Origin of the sequence: Rothia endophytica (assembly GCF_039543885.1) — a bacterium.
Taxonomy (GTDB): domain Bacteria; phylum Actinomycetota; class Actinomycetes; order Actinomycetales; family Micrococcaceae; genus Rothia; species Rothia endophytica.
Genome location: NZ_BAABKP010000002.1, coordinates 196859 through 215657 on the forward strand (window position 1 = coordinate 196859; position 18799 = coordinate 215657).

General features: G+C 52.3%; 17 protein-coding genes. 4 read left to right on the plus strand and 13 right to left on the minus strand.

The annotated features are described in order from the left end of the window. Nucleotides 1-147: 147 nt before the first annotated feature. Nucleotides 148-1560, minus strand: a complete 1413-nt coding sequence (gene rfbD / locus ABD982_RS07370) for a dTDP-4-dehydrorhamnose reductase (protein WP_345446104.1) — start codon at nucleotides 1558-1560, stop codon at nucleotides 148-150. Next, a complete protein-coding gene (gene rfbB, locus ABD982_RS07375; protein ID WP_345446106.1) occupies nucleotides 1560-2558 on the minus strand; it encodes a dTDP-glucose 4,6-dehydratase in 999 nt (332 codons plus the stop codon). Before rfbB ends, rfbD begins: the two co-directional genes overlap by 1 nt. A gap of 81 nt (nucleotides 2559-2639) precedes the next feature. Between rfbB and rfbA the strand changes: the two genes are divergently transcribed. The 4 genes from rfbA (at nucleotide 2640) to ABD982_RS07395 (ending at nucleotide 6352) form a co-directional block, all read left to right on the plus strand. Then, nucleotides 2640-3500, plus strand: a complete 861-nt coding sequence (rfbA, locus tag ABD982_RS07380) for a glucose-1-phosphate thymidylyltransferase RfbA (RefSeq protein ID WP_345446108.1) — start codon at nucleotides 2640-2642, stop codon at nucleotides 3498-3500. A gap of 153 nt (nucleotides 3501-3653) precedes the next feature. Beyond that, nucleotides 3654-5072: a tyrosine-protein kinase domain-containing protein gene (locus ABD982_RS07385; protein WP_345446110.1), complete on the plus strand. Its 1419-nt coding sequence runs from the start codon at nucleotides 3654-3656 to the stop codon at nucleotides 5070-5072. Between the two features lie 118 nt (nucleotides 5073-5190). After that, nucleotides 5191-6042, plus strand: a complete 852-nt coding sequence (locus ABD982_RS07390) for a nucleotidyltransferase family protein (protein ID WP_251380708.1) — start codon at nucleotides 5191-5193, stop codon at nucleotides 6040-6042. A gap of 13 nt (nucleotides 6043-6055) precedes the next feature. Beyond that, a complete protein-coding gene (locus tag ABD982_RS07395; RefSeq protein WP_251380707.1) occupies nucleotides 6056-6352 on the plus strand; it encodes a PqqD family protein in 297 nt (98 codons plus the stop codon). Here ABD982_RS07395 and ABD982_RS07400 read toward each other — a convergent pair. From ABD982_RS07400 to ABD982_RS07450, 11 genes are all read right to left on the minus strand, one after another. Then, nucleotides 6349-6993, minus strand: coding sequence for a glycosyltransferase (locus ABD982_RS07400; protein WP_345446114.1), 645 nt, complete (start codon nucleotides 6991-6993; stop codon nucleotides 6349-6351). The two genes, ABD982_RS07395 and ABD982_RS07400, sit on opposite strands and share 4 nt — an antisense overlap. Before the next feature lie 511 nt (nucleotides 6994-7504). After that, complete coding sequence (locus ABD982_RS07405) at nucleotides 7505-8449, minus strand: glycosyltransferase family 2 protein (protein ID WP_345446116.1); 945 nt, start codon at nucleotides 8447-8449, stop codon at nucleotides 7505-7507. 7 nt (nucleotides 8450-8456) lie between these two features. Then, nucleotides 8457-9494: a glycosyltransferase family 4 protein gene (locus ABD982_RS07410; protein WP_251380704.1), complete on the minus strand. Its 1038-nt coding sequence runs from the start codon at nucleotides 9492-9494 to the stop codon at nucleotides 8457-8459. A 2-nt stretch (nucleotides 9495-9496) separates the two neighbouring features. Continuing rightward, on the minus strand, nucleotides 9497-10414 hold the full coding sequence (locus tag ABD982_RS07415) for a glycosyltransferase family 2 protein (RefSeq protein ID WP_345446118.1): 918 nt from the start codon (nucleotides 10412-10414) through the stop codon (nucleotides 9497-9499). Next, nucleotides 10411-11658, minus strand: a complete 1248-nt coding sequence (locus tag ABD982_RS07420; RefSeq protein ID WP_345446120.1) for a hypothetical protein — start codon at nucleotides 11656-11658, stop codon at nucleotides 10411-10413. The genes ABD982_RS07415 and ABD982_RS07420 overlap by 4 nt, the downstream gene beginning before the upstream one ends. Then, entirely contained in the window at nucleotides 11640-12785 is a 1146-nt protein-coding gene (locus tag ABD982_RS07425) for a glycosyltransferase (protein ID WP_345446122.1), read from the minus strand. Before ABD982_RS07425 ends, ABD982_RS07420 begins: the two co-directional genes overlap by 19 nt. Further along, nucleotides 12776-15019 carry an N-acetylneuraminate synthase family protein gene (locus ABD982_RS07430; protein WP_345446124.1) on the minus strand — a complete coding sequence of 748 codons (2244 nt, stop codon included), beginning with the start codon at nucleotides 15017-15019 and terminating at the stop codon, nucleotides 12776-12778. The genes ABD982_RS07425 and ABD982_RS07430 overlap by 10 nt, the downstream gene beginning before the upstream one ends. Before the next feature lie 5 nt (nucleotides 15020-15024). Next, nucleotides 15025-15744, minus strand: coding sequence for an acylneuraminate cytidylyltransferase family protein (locus tag ABD982_RS07435; RefSeq protein WP_345446126.1), 720 nt, complete (start codon nucleotides 15742-15744; stop codon nucleotides 15025-15027). A 2-nt stretch (nucleotides 15745-15746) separates the two neighbouring features. Beyond that, nucleotides 15747-16829, minus strand: coding sequence for an RNA-binding protein (locus tag ABD982_RS07440; RefSeq protein WP_345446128.1), 1083 nt, complete (start codon nucleotides 16827-16829; stop codon nucleotides 15747-15749). Continuing rightward, entirely contained in the window at nucleotides 16820-17827 is a 1008-nt protein-coding gene (locus ABD982_RS07445; RefSeq protein WP_345446130.1) for a CgeB family protein, read from the minus strand. Before ABD982_RS07445 ends, ABD982_RS07440 begins: the two co-directional genes overlap by 10 nt. Further along, nucleotides 17827-18729: a glycosyltransferase family 2 protein gene (locus ABD982_RS07450; RefSeq protein WP_345446132.1), complete on the minus strand. Its 903-nt coding sequence runs from the start codon at nucleotides 18727-18729 to the stop codon at nucleotides 17827-17829. The genes ABD982_RS07445 and ABD982_RS07450 overlap by 1 nt, the downstream gene beginning before the upstream one ends. Between the last annotated feature and the right edge of the window lie 70 nt (nucleotides 18730-18799).

Sequence of the window (18799 nt, forward strand, 5' to 3'; positions counted from 1 at the left end):
CCCACCGGCATTCCACTGCCTTGGCTTGTTGCCGATGAAGACAACCCCTCCAGTATTGCTGATTTTTCAGGCTTAAACAAGGCAGGACGCCGCCGACAAGCTGGTGAGCTGCCACACGACGTCCTACTTAGAGCATGACTACCAAATCTATGCGAGATAGGCGGATAAAGCATCCTGGTAGGAACGCGGTTTGAAGCCTGTTTCAATAATTTTTGATAAATCCATGGCGGAATTTGTGGGTCGGGGGGCAAAGATTTCAGCTTTGGCAAAGTACTGCTCGGTTGTCACCGGGGTCACCCGATCTGGGCTGTGGCCAGTTGCCTCAAAAACTGTTTTTGCGAGATCAGCCCAGGTGATGACGTCGCCTGTGTTGGACACATGGTAGGTGCCGTACTCGCAGCCTGCTTCGACTAGGTGCAAAATAGCGCCGGCTAGATCTTCGGTGAAGGTGGGGCGTCCATATTGATCAGCTACCACCGTGGGTTCTACGCCGCGCTCAGCCAGAGACTTCATGATTTCAACAAAATTCTTGCCGTTTCCCATAACCCAGGAGGTGCGGACAATATAGTGCCGAGCTACGCTGCGAGCCGCCATTTCCCCGGCGGCCTTAGACTGACCGTAAACGCCCAGAGGCGCTACCGGCGCATCTACCGTGTACTCCTGCCCCAGGGGCAGACTGCCGTCAAAAACATAGTCGGTAGAAACATGCACCAGTGGGATGCCAGCCTCATCAGCAATTCGAGCCAAAGCAACCACACCGGTAGCATTAGCGGCCCATGCCTGCGCTCTGCCCTGCTCAGTCTCAGCGGTATCCACCGCAGTATAAGCTGCCGCGTTAATGATGCCCCGCAATGAACGCCAACGATAGGCGTCAGCCCACGTGCTTGGTTCTGCCACATCAATCTGTTCTCGGGTTGCCGCGATGTAGGGAGTACCCGTAGCTTCAAGCTGTTGCACGAGTTCACTCCCCAGCTGACCGTTAGCGCCGACCACCAGCAGAGGTGCTGGTTGCAGGGGGTCTACATCTGCAAGACGTGGGTGAGCCCTGTCCTTGTCCGACAGTTCTGCCTTCTCCAGAGAGATAGGCCAGGGCACCGCCACCGTTTCATCCGCTAGGTTAAGAAACTTATAGCCATCCACAGCATCTGCTGACCAGTGATCATTGACCAGATAGGTATAGGCCGTGTTGTCCTCAAGTGTTTGAAATGAATTACCTACACCTCGGGGCACGAAGACCGCGGTATCTGGGCCCAGTTCAACGGTTACGGTAGCACCGAAGGAATCCCCAGCGCGCAAGTCAACCCAGGCGCCAAAAATGCGACCTGTCGCCACAGAAACATATTTATCCCACGGTTCAGCGTGGATGCCGCGAGTAGTTCCGGCAACGGCGTTGAAGGAAATATTGTTCTGCACAGGTCCGAAGTCAGGCAGGCCAGCGGCGACCATCTTCTCATGCTGCCAGTTCTCCTTGAACCAGCCGCGGTTATCACCGTGCTGAGGTATGTCAATAACCAGCAGCCCGGGAATGTCAGTGGTATGAACAGTCAAGTTCTTGGGCATTACTGGCCAGCCTTAGCGTATTTAGCCTCGACCTCAGCCTTAAGGGGTTCCCACCAGGCACGGTTATCGGTGTACCAGGCGATGGTGTCCTTGAGGCCAGCTTCAAAGTTAGTGAACTGAGGCTCCCAGCCTAGCTCCGCGCGTAGGCGGCTACCGTCGATGGCATAGCGCAGGTCGTGGCCAGGGCGGTCAACAACATGCTCAAAGGCGTCCTCAGACTGACCCATCAGGCGAAGAATTGAGCGCAGAACAGTGATGTTATTGACTTCCCCATCTGCACCGATAAGGTAAGTTTCGCCAATTTTTCCCTTCTCCAAAATAGTATGCACTGCTGAAGAGTGGTCTGAGGCATGAATCCAGTCGCGTACGTTCAGACCCTCACCGTAGAGCTTGGGCTGGATACCCGCCAAAATATTGGTGATTTGGCGAGGAATGAACTTCTCAATGTGCTGGTAAGGGCCGTAATTGTTGGAGCAGTTAGAAATCGTTGCTTCAATACCGAAAGACCGAACCCATGCGCGTACCAAGAGGTCAGAACCGGCCTTGGTGGAGGAATACGGGGAGGAAGGATTGTAGGGGGTAGTCTCAGTAAATTTAGCGGGATCATCGAGTTCAAGATCCCCAAAAACCTCATCGGTAGAGATGTGGTGGTAGCGCGTCTTATGCCGGCGGACAGCTTCCAAGAGAGTAAAGGTACCAATAAGGTTGGTGTGAATAAAGGGGGTGGGATCATTCAGGGAGTTATCGTTATGAGACTCCGCTGCGTAATGCACTACTGCATCTGCGGCCTTTACCAGAGGGTCAACGATATCCGTGTCAGCAATATCGCCCTTGACCAACTCAAAACGGTCTGCCGGCAAACCGGCTAAAGACATCTCGTTCGCTGCGTACGTCATCTTATCGAGCACCACTACGCTGTGGTCGGTATTCTCCAACAGGTAGTGCACGAAATTAGAACCAATAAAGCCGGCGCCGCCGGTCACAAGAATTTTACCCATGTAACCAGACTAAGGTACATCATGGTGTTTATTGCTGCGGCTTGGGGGTGAAAACACTGCCATTCATGCCACAATAAAAGGATGAAGGGAATTCTACTCGCGGGTGGCACAGGCTCACGCCTTCACCCCATCACATTAGGCATTAGCAAGCAGCTCACCCCGGTTTATGACAAGCCGATGATTTACTATCCCATCTCAACGCTGATGTTGGCTGGGATTCAAGACATCCTCATCATTACTACCCCGCAGGACCAAGCTCAGTTCCAGCGTTTGCTGGGAGACGGTTCACAGTTCGGCGTTAACTTCTCCTATGTAGTTCAGCCCTCACCCGATGGACTAGCGCAGGCATTCCTGCTGGGCGAAGAGCACATCGGCCAGGAGTCTGTATCGCTCGTGCTGGGCGACAATATCTTCTATGGCCCAGGTCTAGGTAATCAGTTACGTAAATACAGCGACGTCGACGGCGCCGCGGTCTTTGGCTACCGTGTAGCTGACCCGACCGCCTACGGTGTCGTTGAATTTGATGAAAACTTCAAGGCTATCTCCATCGAAGAGAAGCCTCAGGCACCCAAGAGTGATTACGCTATCCCCGGGCTATATTTCTATGACAACAATGTTGTTGAATACGCCAAGAATATTAAGCCCTCACCTCGCGGTGAACTAGAAATCACCGATCTCAACAGAATCTACCTAGAACAGGGCAAACTGCAGGTTGAGGTACTACCTCGCGGCACGGCCTGGCTAGATACCGGCACCTTCGATTCTTTAGCAGACGCTTCAAGCTTTATTCGCACCGTGCAGGCCCGGCAGGGTCTATCCATTGGGTCACCCGAAGAAATTGGGTGGCGCATGGGCTGGATTACTGACGAGAAGCTTGAAGAAATGGCGCAACCTCTCATCAAGAGCGGCTATGGCCAGTACTTGCTCAACCTCATGAAGTAATCATTCGGAGTACTCGTTGCTCCCGGGGGTAAAGGGCGAGAAAAAAGAACCCGCTGTGTTAAACCGTTCACAGACTGAAATCCCTTTCAGTGCCCCTGCACTGATAAAATCAATGATTAAACACCCCCTCACTTGCATTAGATATAGGTTTCTATGACCATCCTTGATTTTCTGCGCATGGTGCGTGCCAATCTTAAACTGTTACTCATTGGCTTGCTCGTCGGCGCTCTCATGGGCTTTGGATATTCGCTCCTACAGCCCCGCGTCTACGCTTCATCGTCTACCGGTTTTGTGACGGTGGGCGAAGGTAGCGGCATAAACGATGTTATCTCTGGCTCGGTCGCAGCCAAAGAGAAGGCCACTGCCTACCTATCGCTCATTAAAAGCTCAGCCGTCGCTGATGAGATTATTGCTGCAAACCCTGAGATTAACCTTACGAGGGGGGAGATTCAAGAAAGTCTCACCGCAAGCGTGGACTCGAACTCTGCACTCATTAGTGTCTCAGCGACTGCGTCCAGCCCCGAAGCAGCTCAGGCTCTTGCCAATAGCTCTCTTGAAGCAGTTGCTAAGGTTGTCAATGACTTGGAGGGATCAAGCTCCGTAAGGGTTATTCCTCTTGAAGATGCAGCTCTTAACCCCTCACCCACTAGTCCTAATACCCCTAAGCTAGTGCTGCTCGGAGCGGGGTTGGGCCTTGCTCTGGTGCTGGCTGCTGTGATGCTCCGTCGTACTGTGGATACTAAACTTCGGACGCGAGACGACGCCACGAAAGCGACTGATGCAGGTGTGCTTGGTATCCTGCCGGTCTCAGATGAAATCAGTGAAGAGAGCATTCTCTACACTAATAGCGACCACATCTCGCAAGAGGCTATCCGCCAGATGCGCACTAATCTGCGCTTCGTCAACGTGGATAACCCCCCTCGTTCATTTATTGTTACCTCCGCAGAACCGGGTGAAGGCAAATCAACTGTCTCATCTTCGCTTGCGCGCGCTCTGGCTGATGCTGATCAGCCTACCGTTATTATTGATGCTGATTTACGCCGCCCCACCATCGCTAAGAAGTTTAAGGTGGACTCAAAGGTAGGTCTTACCCAGGTATTGGCTGGTCAGGTTGAGCTGGCTGATGCAGTTCAACAGTTTGAGGATACTCAGCTCTTTATTCTTCCTGCGGGTCGCATACCCCCGAACCCTTCAGAGCTGCTGGGCTCAGACAAGATGCGTCAGCTCATCCACGAGCTCTCTCAAGAGTTCACGGTAGTAATTGACGTTCCACCGGTTCTCCCCGTTACTGACGCTTCCTTACTTTCAAACTCTGTAGATGGCGTTGTACTCGTGGGCGCCGTAGGTAAGACTCGCAAAGAAAACCTGGCAGAAGCAGCTAAGAATCTGCGAGCGGTTAACGCCAAGATTCTTGGGCTGGTTATTAACCGGGCACCTCGCACGGGTCTGGGTAACTCCTACTACGGTTTTGCCTACAGCTCTAACGGCGCTTATACCAGTTACTACGGCAAGGACCAACAGTCAAAGAAGGGCAGCAAACGCTCTGCTAAAAAGGCTAAGTCTAAGGCCTAGTACCGTAGTTAGTGCCTGATTTTTTGGGCTCTTGCCTGTTTATGCCAGCTATACTCCCCGAGTAAGCTGGCATAAACTGTATGTACATATTTACCTGTATTTGAACCTCCTAGGCGCTATGTCTCATAACCCTGCTTCTCCGACTTCCCCGGTCATTGATGTACCTTTGCATATTCGAATGCAGTTGTCACACGCTTATTTCCAACACCTTGCTGAGAAGAGTGGCGTAGATATCTTGCATATTAAGGGTTACGCCTTCGCTGAAGAAATCTACCCTCCGGGCAGAAGCAGCACTGACGTGGATATTCTGGTACGCCCAGAACACCTAGACCGGTTAGTTCAGTCAGCGTTAAAAGACGGGTGGGAGATTAAGGCTCACTTCGAGACAGGGTCTATCTTTGAGCACGCTATGACTCTTTATCACGGTTCGTGGGGTCTGGCAGATATTCATCGTTACTTCCCTGGTATCGGGAACGCTCAGGGTTCCGCCTTCGACACCCTATGGCAACATCGCCGTGTTCGCGAAATCGCTCACTACCCCTGTTTTCTACCGTCCTTAGTTGACTCCAGGATATTTGTTATAGTTCACGCCGCCCGTTCTGCAACTCAGATCAATTCTGACATCGACCATTTGCACAGCTCCTTAACGTCTGCAGACTGGCAAACAATGAGGGATCGCGTGCCTGATTTGGGGGCTGAATTAGCTTTCGCCGCAGCGCTTGGTGAGATAGAGCGATTCGATAAACACCCGGATTATCTTCTATGGAAATCGGTATCAGAGGAGACACCCCTCTATCTTCAGTGGCGGGCACGGTTCAATCACGCTCAAGGTCCAAGGAGAAAAACTAGGGTTCTGCTCAGCATTCTTAGAGTCAACAGAGACCATCTAGCCATGGAGCTAGGACACCAACCGAGCCCTCAGGAAATTCGAGAAAAGTTTTTCAGCCGTTTTCGGGTGTGGGGAAAGTAGGGAAATTGTTATCGTGACAGAAAAACTATACCGCTCCCCGCACACAGCTTTCATCATGGGCTTTGACTGCTCAGAACCTCACGACGATACGTCATATCTTGCTAACCTTCTGACGTCTGAGATTACTGTGCTCAAAGGCCCGAGCACAGTCATCTGGGAAATTTTAGATCAGCCCGCCAGTACCGAGGAAATTGTTACTGAAATCAGTGATATCTACGGATTGCCGCGCGAGACCATCGCTGAAAGCGTGCTCGTTTTCCTCGATTCTCTTCTCAACCAGGGGCTTCTACACCGTGTGAGTGAATCCTAAGAGGTCTGAACCAAACGAGCTTTCATCTGATCGATAAACCGCTCTTCACTGAACCTCTTAACATGAGCTTTGATCGCCTCTGCAGAATACTGCTGCGAATCTAATTCTTGGACAGCTTTTCTAATATCTTGAACGCTGGGAGTATTAATAAAAGCCCCGTTGATACCTTCAGAAATAGTATCGAGAAAACCCCCAGCTTGTAGTGCGATGGTTGGTTTGCCGAAAGCTCCACCTTCAAGAGGGGTAATACCAAAATCTTCGTGGGACACAGCCAGTAAGGCTGTAGAACCCGCATAGGCGCAGCGCATTTGAGCGTCAGAAATATTGGATACGAAAGCAACATTTGGGGTGCTCATTGATTTGAGCTCATCCAGCATAGGACCGGCCCCCACCACTAATAGCTGGTGGTCAAGACCTGAAAAAGCCTCTACTGCATACTGGACGTTTTTGTAAGGAAGTAGCCGCGAAACAATCATGAAATAGCCGCGCTCCATGAAATCCTCGAGACCGGCAATCGGCTCTTGTTGCTGCCCATCCTGCACCGAGTGGGGAGGAAAGATAATATCAGCTCTTTTGCCATAGACATCAAAGATTCGTTGCTGAATGGTGCTTGAGTTCGCCACGTAATTAGGCAGTCTCATAGCAGCTGCCCGGTCCCACCTGCGCAGAAAGGGTCTCATCGTCTTAAAGATTCTGGCTAGACCCTTGTTGAGGCGGTTACCTAAATATTGATCGGTAAGGTAGATCCATCGCGCCGGTGAGTGGCAGTAGACCAAAGCGTCCTGAGGAACGTCGAACCCGTGAGCCCAACCTGTAGTTGATACTACGACTCTGTGGGCATCAACCTTCAAACGGCTGGAAAAGAATGGTAAAAGAGGGAGTGCAAGGCGGTGGTCTTTGCGGAAGATTTTAAAGTGATTCAGAGGTGACGTAATAATCTGACAGTCTTTAAACTCTGGGTAAGTATTCTCTGGATTGTAGAGGGTTGTGTAAATGGGGGCGTCGGGGAAAGCCTTGTGAAGGGCAAGGACCACTCGTTCAGCTCCACCGCGTTGGGTGAGATAATCATGAGCTATAGCAAGAGGGACTGTGCCAGCTGTCTGGCCGTCACCTGTGGTGGTGCGAGAACGTATAGAGAGCAAAGTCATTCGGTTAGAAGTTCTTCTGTGCGCGTTGAGGGTGGGTAATCCCTGCATAACTAGCTGACTCAACAATCAAGGAAATCAGTTTTTCAGCCAATCGCGGAGGGATCTTATCAGCAACGGTATCAATGGCATTTCCCACATACTTTACATTAGTTTCCGTGGAAAGTTTAGCAATTGACCTTACAGCCAGCCCCCATACCCCCGTAGGTTTGGGTGATCCCAGAGCAGTGCTCCCATGCTGGTCGACAAAGATGTTCCGCGCAGCCCCTGAGTAAAGAGCTCGCTTAGCTCGGCTAGCAGTAGTTGTTGCCGCCACATAATGATGGGTAGCTAGATGGGGATCGATCACAATTTTTGCGCCTGCCTGGTAGAGCCGATACCCCATATCAACGTCTTCCCATCCGTATAGACGGTAGCGTTCATCATAACCTCCTAGCTGTTGGAAGAGGTTGCGGGACATAGAGACGTTCCCAGCCCAGTACATCCACTGGCGGGTTGAGGGGCACGAATAAGCATCTTGCCTAAACTTTTCATCGCGGTATCGTCCATAAAACCTGGCGTAGGGCGTGTCGGGCAGTACATTCTTATAGATACCAATGACACCGACCTCCTTCTCTCCACGGTGGTGTGAAAGGTGTTGCGCTATGTAGTCGGGTGCTGGTTGCAAGTCATCATCACAGCGAATCAGCACATCAGCATCAGCATCGTTGTGACCAGCGTTTAGAGCTGCAACTCGACCCCGGTTTTCATCAAAGACAATTATAGAGAGATTCAGGGTAGAACGCTCGATGTATCTTTGCACTACCGAAGCTGAATCATCGATATCGCCATCAATCACAACGATGACCTGAAAGTCTTTCTCTGTTTGCTGTTCAAGAGCGTCCAGAGGGTAGTGAAGTTTTGAGGCTCCGCCACGTGTAGGAATAATGACGGCAGCTGAATATGTGCTCATGGAGGGGTTACCCTTCAAAATCTTGCAGTAGGCGCCTAATGCGTTCTTTGCCAGCATCAGGTGAATAGTTCTCTTGCCAACGCCAGTAATTCTGGGAGAGAATCTCCTCTAGCTTCTCATCACCGGTGATCAGCTGCTCTGTTATAGAACCCAGCACAGCAGCAAGATGATCACTATCTGCTTGACGGAAAATCCAGGGGTAGCCCTCGCCCAAGACCTCTGGCAAAGCACCTGCATTAGAGATAATCAGGGGTTGACGGGCGCTCATAGCCTCTGCAGCCACCAGCCCAAAAGATTCTTCAACCTCAGATGGAACAACCAGCACATCGGTCTGAGCGAAAAGCTCCTCTGGGGTAACCCATCCCAATAGCTCTACGTGATTGCCAAGCTCTTCCAGGGATTGCTTAACTTGATCCTGGCTAGTACTGTCAACAAATTTAGCGGTCCCTCCGATGACAAGCTGATAGGTATAGCCGCCTGCTGAGTTAAGGGAAGTAAGGGCAACACTCAAGGTGTGAGTCCCTTTGATCAAAGAGGGACGCCCTAGAAAGCCCACTCGAATCCGTGAAGCAGGTACCGCCCTCGCTAGTGGCTGGGATGCTCCCGTAACCCAGTTTTCTAGAACGGTTGCATTTTTAATGTGAGACGCCATGAAGTGACTGGGTACTAGGACGGCGCGGGCTCCTTTTTTTGCCAACCGGTAAGCTACCTTTTGGGAACCGGCGGGGAGCTGGTGGAGGTGAACAATTCGGTTTTTATCGCCCGCCGTGGCAAGTGAAGGCACCAGTCCATTACACCACAGCAAAGCATTACGGTTACGAGCGCGCCATGCTCGTAACTGAGCCATGTAAGTCTTGCGGTCTGTTGCCGGTAAGGCAAGGGTGGTAAAGCCTTCATCTCGTGCAGCGTCAAGTAGCTCATCGGGTTGGGCGGGGCCAACAACGGTCACTTTATGGCCCAGAGTACGGAGCGCTCTGGCGATGTTGAGTAGCATGACCTCGCCGCCCCCCATATCACCATTGTTTGTAGCAATAACAATATCCACAGCTATACCTCAGAAAGTGGTAGAAGTTCACGGGCGGGTTGTCTGTTCTTGCCTGAATAGAAAAGAGCACCGTATAGATTACCGAAGCTCGCTACTAGAACTGATAGCTCACGCCGGTTAAAGGTTCTTTCTTTACGAAATTTGTGGATAATTTCAGAAGCAACTCTGATGATTTTTTTGGTGCAATAACCGACACTATAGGTTTCAGAATCATAGCTAGGGTACCGACGGGCCATCAGGACCCTCCCCTTTCCCAAAAGGAATTTCTTTCTAAAGGACGCAGTAGAACCGCTCATTTGAAACCGTATACGGGCTTCTTCAACGAAGATAATGGGGAAACCGGCCTCTTGCACCCGCCATGAGAAATCAACGTCTTCAAAACCATAGGTAGGTAATGATTGGTCATAGCCACCCACAGCGAAAAAGATAGATCGACTTACTGCACAATTGCAGTTACCAACATGCGGTAAATATGTCGTCTGTATAAGACTGTGAGGGAAAAGGCCCGGATGAGCTGCCCCTGCAGAATCATAAGCTTCTATCAAACCACCAGCAAGTGCTTCTTGCCCGTTTAGTCTGTCAATATAGGCTTGAACCCAAGAATCTGACACCTCATCATCAGCATCACAAAAAAGCAAGAGATTCCCTTCAGCCTGTTGCGCTGCGAAGTTTCTTACAGTGGGAATCCCCTTTAGATGAGGCTGAGAGAAAGTTTTGACGAGACCGTTCGCTCTAACTGTCTTTAGCCACTCTTGAATCACCTGCAGGGTTCCGTCAGTTGACCCGTTATCAACCACAATAATCTCATAGCTGATTCTAGGGTTTGTGACTTGGGCTGTCACAGCATCGAGCTGTCTCCTCAAGAAATCCTGACCATTTTTGACGCAGATAATAACCGAGGCCTGCAATGGACTACTCATCGTTTAACATCCACTATCTCTTTGTCGTACCCGAACAGGGGAACCTTTTCATTGCTCGGTAGACTAATCACCCAAGCACGCAAGACGTAGCCCATTACGATAGCCCAAGGAAGTGTATAGAAGACCTCGCCCAAGCGCAGGGCACATACCAACGACGCAATACCTAGGCCCTGTGCAATAACTTGGTATTTATTCCAGCCCGGGTTCTTGCTCAGGGGGCGCACAGCAACAAAAAGGGTAATAGCAACCAGAGCTATAGCCCAAGGCCAACCGCCTTCAACGAAAGCTGACCAGTAGGAGTTGTGAAAGAACCAGGTACGTTCATCAGCCACATCGTAGACATACGCCTCGCCCAGTCCCCGACCGAAGAATCCGGTATCCTGCACCTTGGCCCATGACATAGCATCAATACGTGACCGTAGTTCGTCGGTTCCCGCTCGATCGCCAAAAACTTCTGCCTGGGAGTAATCTTCCGTTAAAAAGCCAAGGAGCCACCAGAAAGCGCCCATCAGAGCCACCTTAGCAAGTGGCACCAGACGAGGAGCAATAAGAATCCAAAGATATGCAAAAACCAATGCACCTAAGGACGTACGGGAACCTGTGGTCCATAACAGACCGCAGGAAATCAAGAAAACCGTGACCTGCTGCCACCGTTTAGTAAAAGCCGTCATAATCAGCAACCCGAAGAGAACATGAACCAGACCAGCATAGTTCTTATCGCCCAGATAACCTGTCAGATAACCGCCGTAGGTGTCAGGGGCTATCCCTGCAAAGAAGAGCGCCGCGTTAACGACCAGCGCTGCAGAGTAGCCTAAAATCGCTGACCGCAGGTGAATTTGGCCCACCGCTATAACGTAAATCAGAAGGGTTGTTGCAGCAAGGCGCAGCCACCGCCTCGTCCAGTCCGCTGCGTAATCGCTGGGGTCAGCGAACGCGGAGACCATGGCAATATAGCTCAATATAGCGCCGAACAGAATAAAGAGACGGGACCATTTACCTAATGAGAAAAGCGGTTTGTGGGTCATTGCGTAAAGCACAATGATAAAGACCATGAGTTGGTTAAAGGGTAGGCCCACACCCGGTACAGGTTGCCCGTAAATCAGGGACGCGAAAAGCAGAAACTCAGGAATACGAACCTGGGAGACCTCAACCTTGGCGCGCTGGCCCCAATCTTTGACCTGCTGCCCCATAGTTTTCTGCCTCAGGGTCAGTTTTCCTTCATCGCTTATTCCGATGATAGACATCTTGCCCCCTCCCCGTAGTAATCAGCCAAGTGGCTGGCCATCTGTTCCGTAGTAGCCCATTCGAAGGTTGTGTTAGGTAGATCTTGTGCCTCTCGTACCTTCTTGACAACCAGCGCTGCAGCTACATCGCGGTTCATCTGCCTCAGTGATGGAACCATCTCTGCACCCGAGAGAATTTCAGGGTTACCGCCAACCGCTGTTGCTACCACCTTTAGACCAGCGGCCTTGGCATCCAGCAGGGTGTAGGAGCAGTTCTCCCACACCGAAAGCTGAACCAAAACATCAGAGCGGCCCATAGCAGCTAGAGAATCAACAAAACCGGGGAAACTCACCGACTCTTCAAGTCCGAGCTTTTTAATCTGCTGCTGAAGTTGGGGTAAAAGCTCACCTTCACCCGCTATCTCTAAAGATGCACCCGGTACCTGTTGCTGCAGCAGAGCAAAGGCATCAATCAGAACATCCAGCCCTTTTTCAGGAGCTAAACGGGAGAGCGAAAGCACCCTCAACTGGTGGGAATCAGGGACAACTCGCTGCGACGCAACTGCCTGAGTTATACCCAAAAGGTCAATACCGTTAGTCAGCACGCCCACCTTGCGAGCGCCCCATTGACGCCTCATCTGATCAGCGGTGGACTGTGAAACAGCGAGTGCCCCATCTGTGCCCCAGAGCCGGGCCCGGTGGACCGTCTGCATGAGACGTGAGCGCCAGGATGAGCCGTGGTACACGGTGTCGTCTCCGGCGATGCCGTGCTCGGTGGTAAAGAGCTGTGGGAGATGGGCGGAGCGGTGCAACACCCTGCGCGCTTTGAGCCGGTTGACCGCGATAGCTGCCACTACATCGGCGTAGGCTAGGTGACTATGAACGATAGCCGGCTGTAGGTTTTCGATGATGCTGGTGAGGGTGCGTAAAGACACCCTGAGCCCAGCGTCTGTGCCAAAGTTTGCTTCCAGCACCTCAGCACCTAGTTCTTTAAGCCGAGCAGAAAGTGCACCTGGCGGGCAGAGCACCACCAGGCGGTAACCGGGTAGCCCGGTTTCAGCGATATCGCTGATATGCCGAGCTACGCCACCAAAGCCTGGGACCGGTACACAGTGGAGCGCCACCGGTAAAGAATGGCTTACAGCCACTTTTCCAACCGATCTAGTGCGGTGAAGAATCCCTCACCGTTGTTAACGTGCCCCTGCCAGATTTCGGGAATAAAGGAAGCGGTGGGGTTGAGTTCTCGCAGTTGCTTGCCCAGGGCTGCCCAGTCCACGTCACCTTCACCGACCTGTACGCCTTCGCCGTCCACACCAACGCCGTCCACTAGGTGCAGGTGGTTAGAGCGCGGCGCTAGAAGCTCAACAGCTTCACTCAGCGGCATCTTAAGGAAGTTAGCGGCCAGCATGGTGTGGGAGATATCCAAGCAGAGCTCGGTGTCGTAGGTGTCTGAGAAGTCAGCGGTGTCTTTAGGGTCAAGGAAGAGGTTGTGGAACTGTTGCCCACCCATGAGCCAGGGGTAAGGGGGCAGGGTCTGAGCCGAAAGACGCACACCTGAGGTATTAAGGTGCTTCAGCGCTTCACCGATGCGCTCATACTTATCAACGCGGGCTGCCGGTGCGATGTGGCCGTCCTTGGTGAAGCCGCCCATAGTGACCACCATAATGGGGTCATTATCCAGGGTGAAGTAGCGGGTCAGATCGCGGGTGATGTCGATAGTGCGCTGAACTTCAGCTATTGAGCGTTCCCAGATATCTTGGTCACGGGATGCCAGGTCTACCAAGAAGTCACCTGCGAAGAGGTCGGGCAGGTGGGTGGTGAAGGACATGCCCAACTTGCGGTCAAAGACATCATCGATATTGATTTCGAGGTCCTTGTAGCTGAAATGGAATTCCAAGAAGTCAGGCTTGGCGTCCTCAATCAGAGGCTTGTAGTCATGGTAACGAACCGGCAGACCCCAAGGACGGTCGAACTTGAAATCTCGGCGGGTAACCAGATCATCTTTAAGATCTCCTTCGAAGAAGAAGCTACCAACCTCAACCTCACGCTGCATGGTGCGGCCCACCAGCTGAGGCAGGTAGTTGGGCTGCAGACCGCGGCCGGGTGATTTAACCTCAACATCGGCTTCTGAGACCACCTCGCCCTGAGCGATGGTGCGGGTAGCTACCAGCGATTTGGCCAGGTTGACGCGGTTCATCAGCTCACCGGTAGAAACCTCGCGTGGTGCTGCGGTGCCAATGGACTCTTCAACTTCACGAATCTGGGTCACCATAGCCTTGAACTCTTCAGGTAGTAACGAGACAGTGTGATCGTTGCCTTCCAGGGTTTTATCGGTGGTGAAGTGCTTTTCAATGATTTTTGCGCCGCGGGCAACAGCCGCAATGGGAACGTGGTAGCCGCGTTCGTGGCCGGAGTAACCCACTAGTGACTGACCAATTTCAGCCAAGCGATCCATGTAGGCCAGGTTGACATCTTTGAAGGGCGCCGGGTAAGTGGACTGGCACTGGAGCAGGGCGTAGGAAGCACCAGCTGAACGCAACAGGTTGACCGATTCGCGGATTTCTTCCTCACGGCTCATACCGGTTGAAACCAGCATGGGCAGACCACGAGAAGCCATATCCCGCAAAAGTTCGTGATTGGTGAGGTCAGCAGATGCTACCTTCAGGCCCTGCACACCGTAGTCCACCAGTGCCTGTACCGAGGGAGCGTCCCAAGGGGTGCACATGATGTCCATATCGTGTTGCTTGACGTGGTCAAAGACCTCAAACATTTGATCAACATTAAATGAGAAGCGACGCAGCAGATCAAGGGTGTACTGCACGCCCAGGTCCTCGCCAGCGCTTTTTGAGCCAGCCTGGCGGTAGAGAGCGTCCATATCTCGTAGCTGGAACTTCACGGCATCAGCGCCGGTTTCAACGGCCAGGTCAACCAGGCGCTTGGCAAAGTCAACGTCACCCTGATGGTTATTGCCGATCTCGGCAATAATGAAAGCGGGTGAGTCCTCAGAGATTTCGGTTCGTCCAATGCGCAGAACGTTCTGCTCGTCCACGGCAATAGCTACCAAGTGGCCACGCTCATCGACCAGAGGTAGCAGGGAAATTCCCTGGGCAAACTCACTCTGGAGCTCTGCAGGGGATGCCCCGAAGGGAGCGGTTTTGGGGGTGAGGTTGGCGACCTCAAAGGTTGAAGTTTCTAGGCTGGCAGCCGGGTTAGCGATGAGCCAGCGGCGGAAATCCCCATCAGATAGGGCACCTTGCAGGTAGCCAGACTCATTGACCAGGAAGATAATGCGCTGCTGATTGGCAGAAATCTTCTGCAGAGCGGTTAATACCGGATCCTCAGAGAAAACGATGTAGGGGGTGATATTACGTTCGATAATCATCGGGGTTAACCTTCGTTTTCTTCTGTTGAGAAAGTCTGTTTAAGTTGATGTTCAGCTACGGTGAAGTCAATCATGGCGTCAATGTCCACACCCTCTACCTCATCAAGCATAAACAGCTCAATTGCTCCGCCTAAACGGTTATGTAGGGTCTCGTAGAGCTCGGTTTTAGTGATGTACATAGACCCGTTTTCACGGTAGCGAAAGGTCTCACGGGTCAGTTCTTGGCGGCGGGGGCGGGCCATGACCTCATACTGGGCGGTGGGCGGTTCGGTAGCAGTCCAGATGAAAGGACCAATAGGAATAACGCCCACCATAGAGTCTGAGCCCGAGACAGAAAACTGACGGATAGCGCGTTCTAGGGTTCCCGGCAGGCGCACCGGGCTGGTTGCTTGCAAGAGCATTACTGCGTCCGGACGCTGACCCGCGGCTGTGTAAAACTCGATGGCGTGTTCAACCACAGGCTCGGTGGCAGTGGTGTCTTCTGCCAGGTGGGTGGGGCGCATGAAAGGTACCTGGGCGCCGTGTGCGCGAGCTACCTCTGCTATCTCAGCGTCATCGGTTGAAACCAGCACATCAACCGTGTGTTCACCCGCGAGAGCGGTCTGAGCGGCTAAAGCCTGCTCAATAGTCCAGGCTACCAGCGGCTTGCCCGCAATCGGCTTGATATTTTTGCGAGGAATGCCTTTAGAACCGCCGCGAACCGGAATAACACACAACACACGCATCTTTACTTCTCCAATTGTTGAGTGATGATAGTAGCGATTGATCGGGCCGGTTCTATGTGCGGAAGCGAAGGAGACGGTGTCGGAGAATCTCCCCATTGACTCATGCCATAACGTTCCCAAAACTCCGTGAGCCACTCCGGGGGGTCAGGGTGATAAGCCCAGGAGGGCACGCCGCGAATAGCCGCTTCAATGATGCCTGTTGAAAAGATAGCAACAACAGGGTTATTCACCTGGTTCAAAGGCTGTTGAGATTCATCAATCGTCACACCTATCTTTTTCATGAGGGCATGAACTACTCTTGATAGTTTATCTTTCTCCTGAGGGTGCGGTCGATAGACTGCCCTGTGTTTTTTAACGAACTTAAGGGTGGCCCGCACAAAGGAGGCGCGCGGCAACTCTGCACCGTGCATTTGACCCAGGAAGACTACCGGCTCCCCCAGCTCCGTTATATCTACCTTGGGCTTCTGCGCTGCATCCCAGAAGAGCTGAGAACCCACCACATCATAGGTAACATCAGTTCGGTCCGATATCCAGAAATGAGCATCAGCCTCGCTGAAAGCTAAGAGGTGAGTGCCTGGAGCCAAAGGTGGGGCGTAAGGAGTGTGCAGACCATGCTGAACGGTCACGAACCGGGCGCCGGTGCGCTGGGTCAGCCGGTATGCTGCACCCCCAAATCCCATGTAGTGCCCGAGAGCCATCACGGTCACCACTTCTGTGAGTGCGCAAAGATCCATCTCGCTAGCCGGTTCACAGCGCCATTTATCACTTTGACCAGGTAGTTGAGCCGAGACATCCTGCGGAGCCCACACCGCGATGTCTCCATCGCCGAGAAACTGCAGAGGGCGCACCAGAGAGCTTAAAGATGTAGGTGAAGTAGAGTCCATTACAACCAGCAGGCGTGGAGACGAGCCGCGAAGGTGCAGAATTCCGGCTTGAGGTTCAGCCGCTTCTTGGGCAACCCCACTGTTTTTTCCGGGTACTAACCTCAAGCAAACCTGAACAAAGTCTTTTACTCTGCGTTCTGGTTTAGAGTTTGCTTGCCATTTGCCCCATGCTTCAAGATCGGTGGGGTATTTTAGACCCATAGCGCATCCATGCTCTGTGCTCGGTGGAAGAAGGTGTGCTCAGCCTGGCTACGTTTGAGACCGGCGGCACGGATGGAATCGCTCCACCTGGGATCGGCAATAATATGCTGGCACAGCTCAATCAATTCTTCTGTGCTCTGATAGAGCAGGACTTCCTTGCCAATCTCATAGAACTCAGCAACATCGGGGCGATCAATCAGTTGAAGACCATTCATACCGGGCACCTCGAAAGTGCGCATGGCAAGACCCGCCTGTAACCCATGTACATTCAAAGATGCAGCAGCAGCTGCCTGTACCCGGTAGGCTTCGTGCAAGGGAATATCACGCTCAGCCGGGAGATTAGGGCGCTTAAGTTCCCACGTTCTTAGGCGGTCAAAGGGATGATGTGACCAGCCTCGGCCGTAGGCACGCACCGACAGACCAGCGTCCTTCAAAGCGAGGAGTATAGTTTCCCGATTTTCGTAGCGGGATCCAACAAACACAATTTCAGGGACGCGGGTTGTCGGAAAAGCTGCCAGCTTGGGGTCGTATCCATTAGCTACGAAGTGAGCGTTGATTCCCTCAGCAGCAAAACTTTCTGCCTCAGACCGCGCGTAGCTGACCACAGCTGGAAGGCTGCGTAGGAACTCAAAGGTGTAGCGGTGACGTTTCAAGTCATCGTAGAGCCACAGCAAGTAGGGGACTTTTCGATCCGAAACAGCCTGCCAAAAGTTGTCGCCCAGAGTATCAGCCTTAATGACGATCAGCTTATCGGGTTTAACCTGCTCTATGACTTCAAGCGCTTTAGATGTCGCTGCTTTTTCTGCAGCTTTCTGCCCGTCAAATCCAAGCTTTGAGGGCAACTCGTAGAGCGCCTTATTTCTTACCTTATCTTTCACCGTGTCAAAGGCATCATAGCAATGAACAGTGACCTCGTAACCTAAGCCCCTGAAACCATCGGCAATAGAGTGACAGTAGCCGTGAAAGGCAGGGCTGATAATCAGCAGTTTTTTTGACATTATTTTTTGTGCTCTGCTCTCTTGATGAAGGCCAGCTCCTCGCGCAGACCAGCGCGCGGGGTCACCGCTTTATTGCGGATGACTCGGATCATGTTAAAGAAAAAGTTTGCATAGCTCGTCATTCTAAGGGCTAACGCCAGGTGTTGCCCTTCACCCCATTTAGCGTTGTAGATAAAACGAGAGTCCAATACCCACTGACGACGTTGAGCGGACGCCCCCGATGAGCCTCCACCCAGGTGCTCCACTACGATATCTCCGCGAAAGACTCTCTTCGTGCCCCGTTCCGCCAACCGCCGTTGCAAGTCAATTTCTTCGCTATTCATAAAGAATCGCTCATCCATGCCGCCTACAGCGTTGAAGTCCTGACGACGGAGCATCATGCAGGCTCCCATCAGCCAATCGGGCTCAGCTCGCTTGCCGCTGACACAGGTTACATCGTGCCCCACCATCGCGTGCCAGAATACGGTTGAGCGGAATCGCGCCACCGGAGTAAACCACTCCCATATGTGATGGCGAGTGAGGGGGAATTTCCTCCCTACCCACTGACTTTCACCCCGGTGGTCTACAATGTGAGGGCTCAGCAGGGCTGTCCCTTCCTCTTGGGCTGCCTGGATCATGCGTACTAAGAAGTTTTCTGGTGGGGTCAAATCGCTGTTGAGAATCAACACCCACTCTCCCCTAGCAACAGCAACAGCGGTGTTGACGTTGGACCCAAAACCACCGTTTGAGCTACGGCGCACTACCTTAACACCTTGATGTGATGGGAAGGAGATGGGTGAGCAATCATCTGACACGATAATTTCAACGGAATCTGGGATTCCCTGAGATTCAAGTTCTGCAAGTAGCGCTAGGGTATCGGTGGGGTCCCCATAAAAAGGGATAATGACCGAAAGTAATGGCACAGGGCCTCCTCTTCTTCGCATACTCTCCACTCCCCTATCGAATCATGTTGCGGGGCGGATACCAACATCA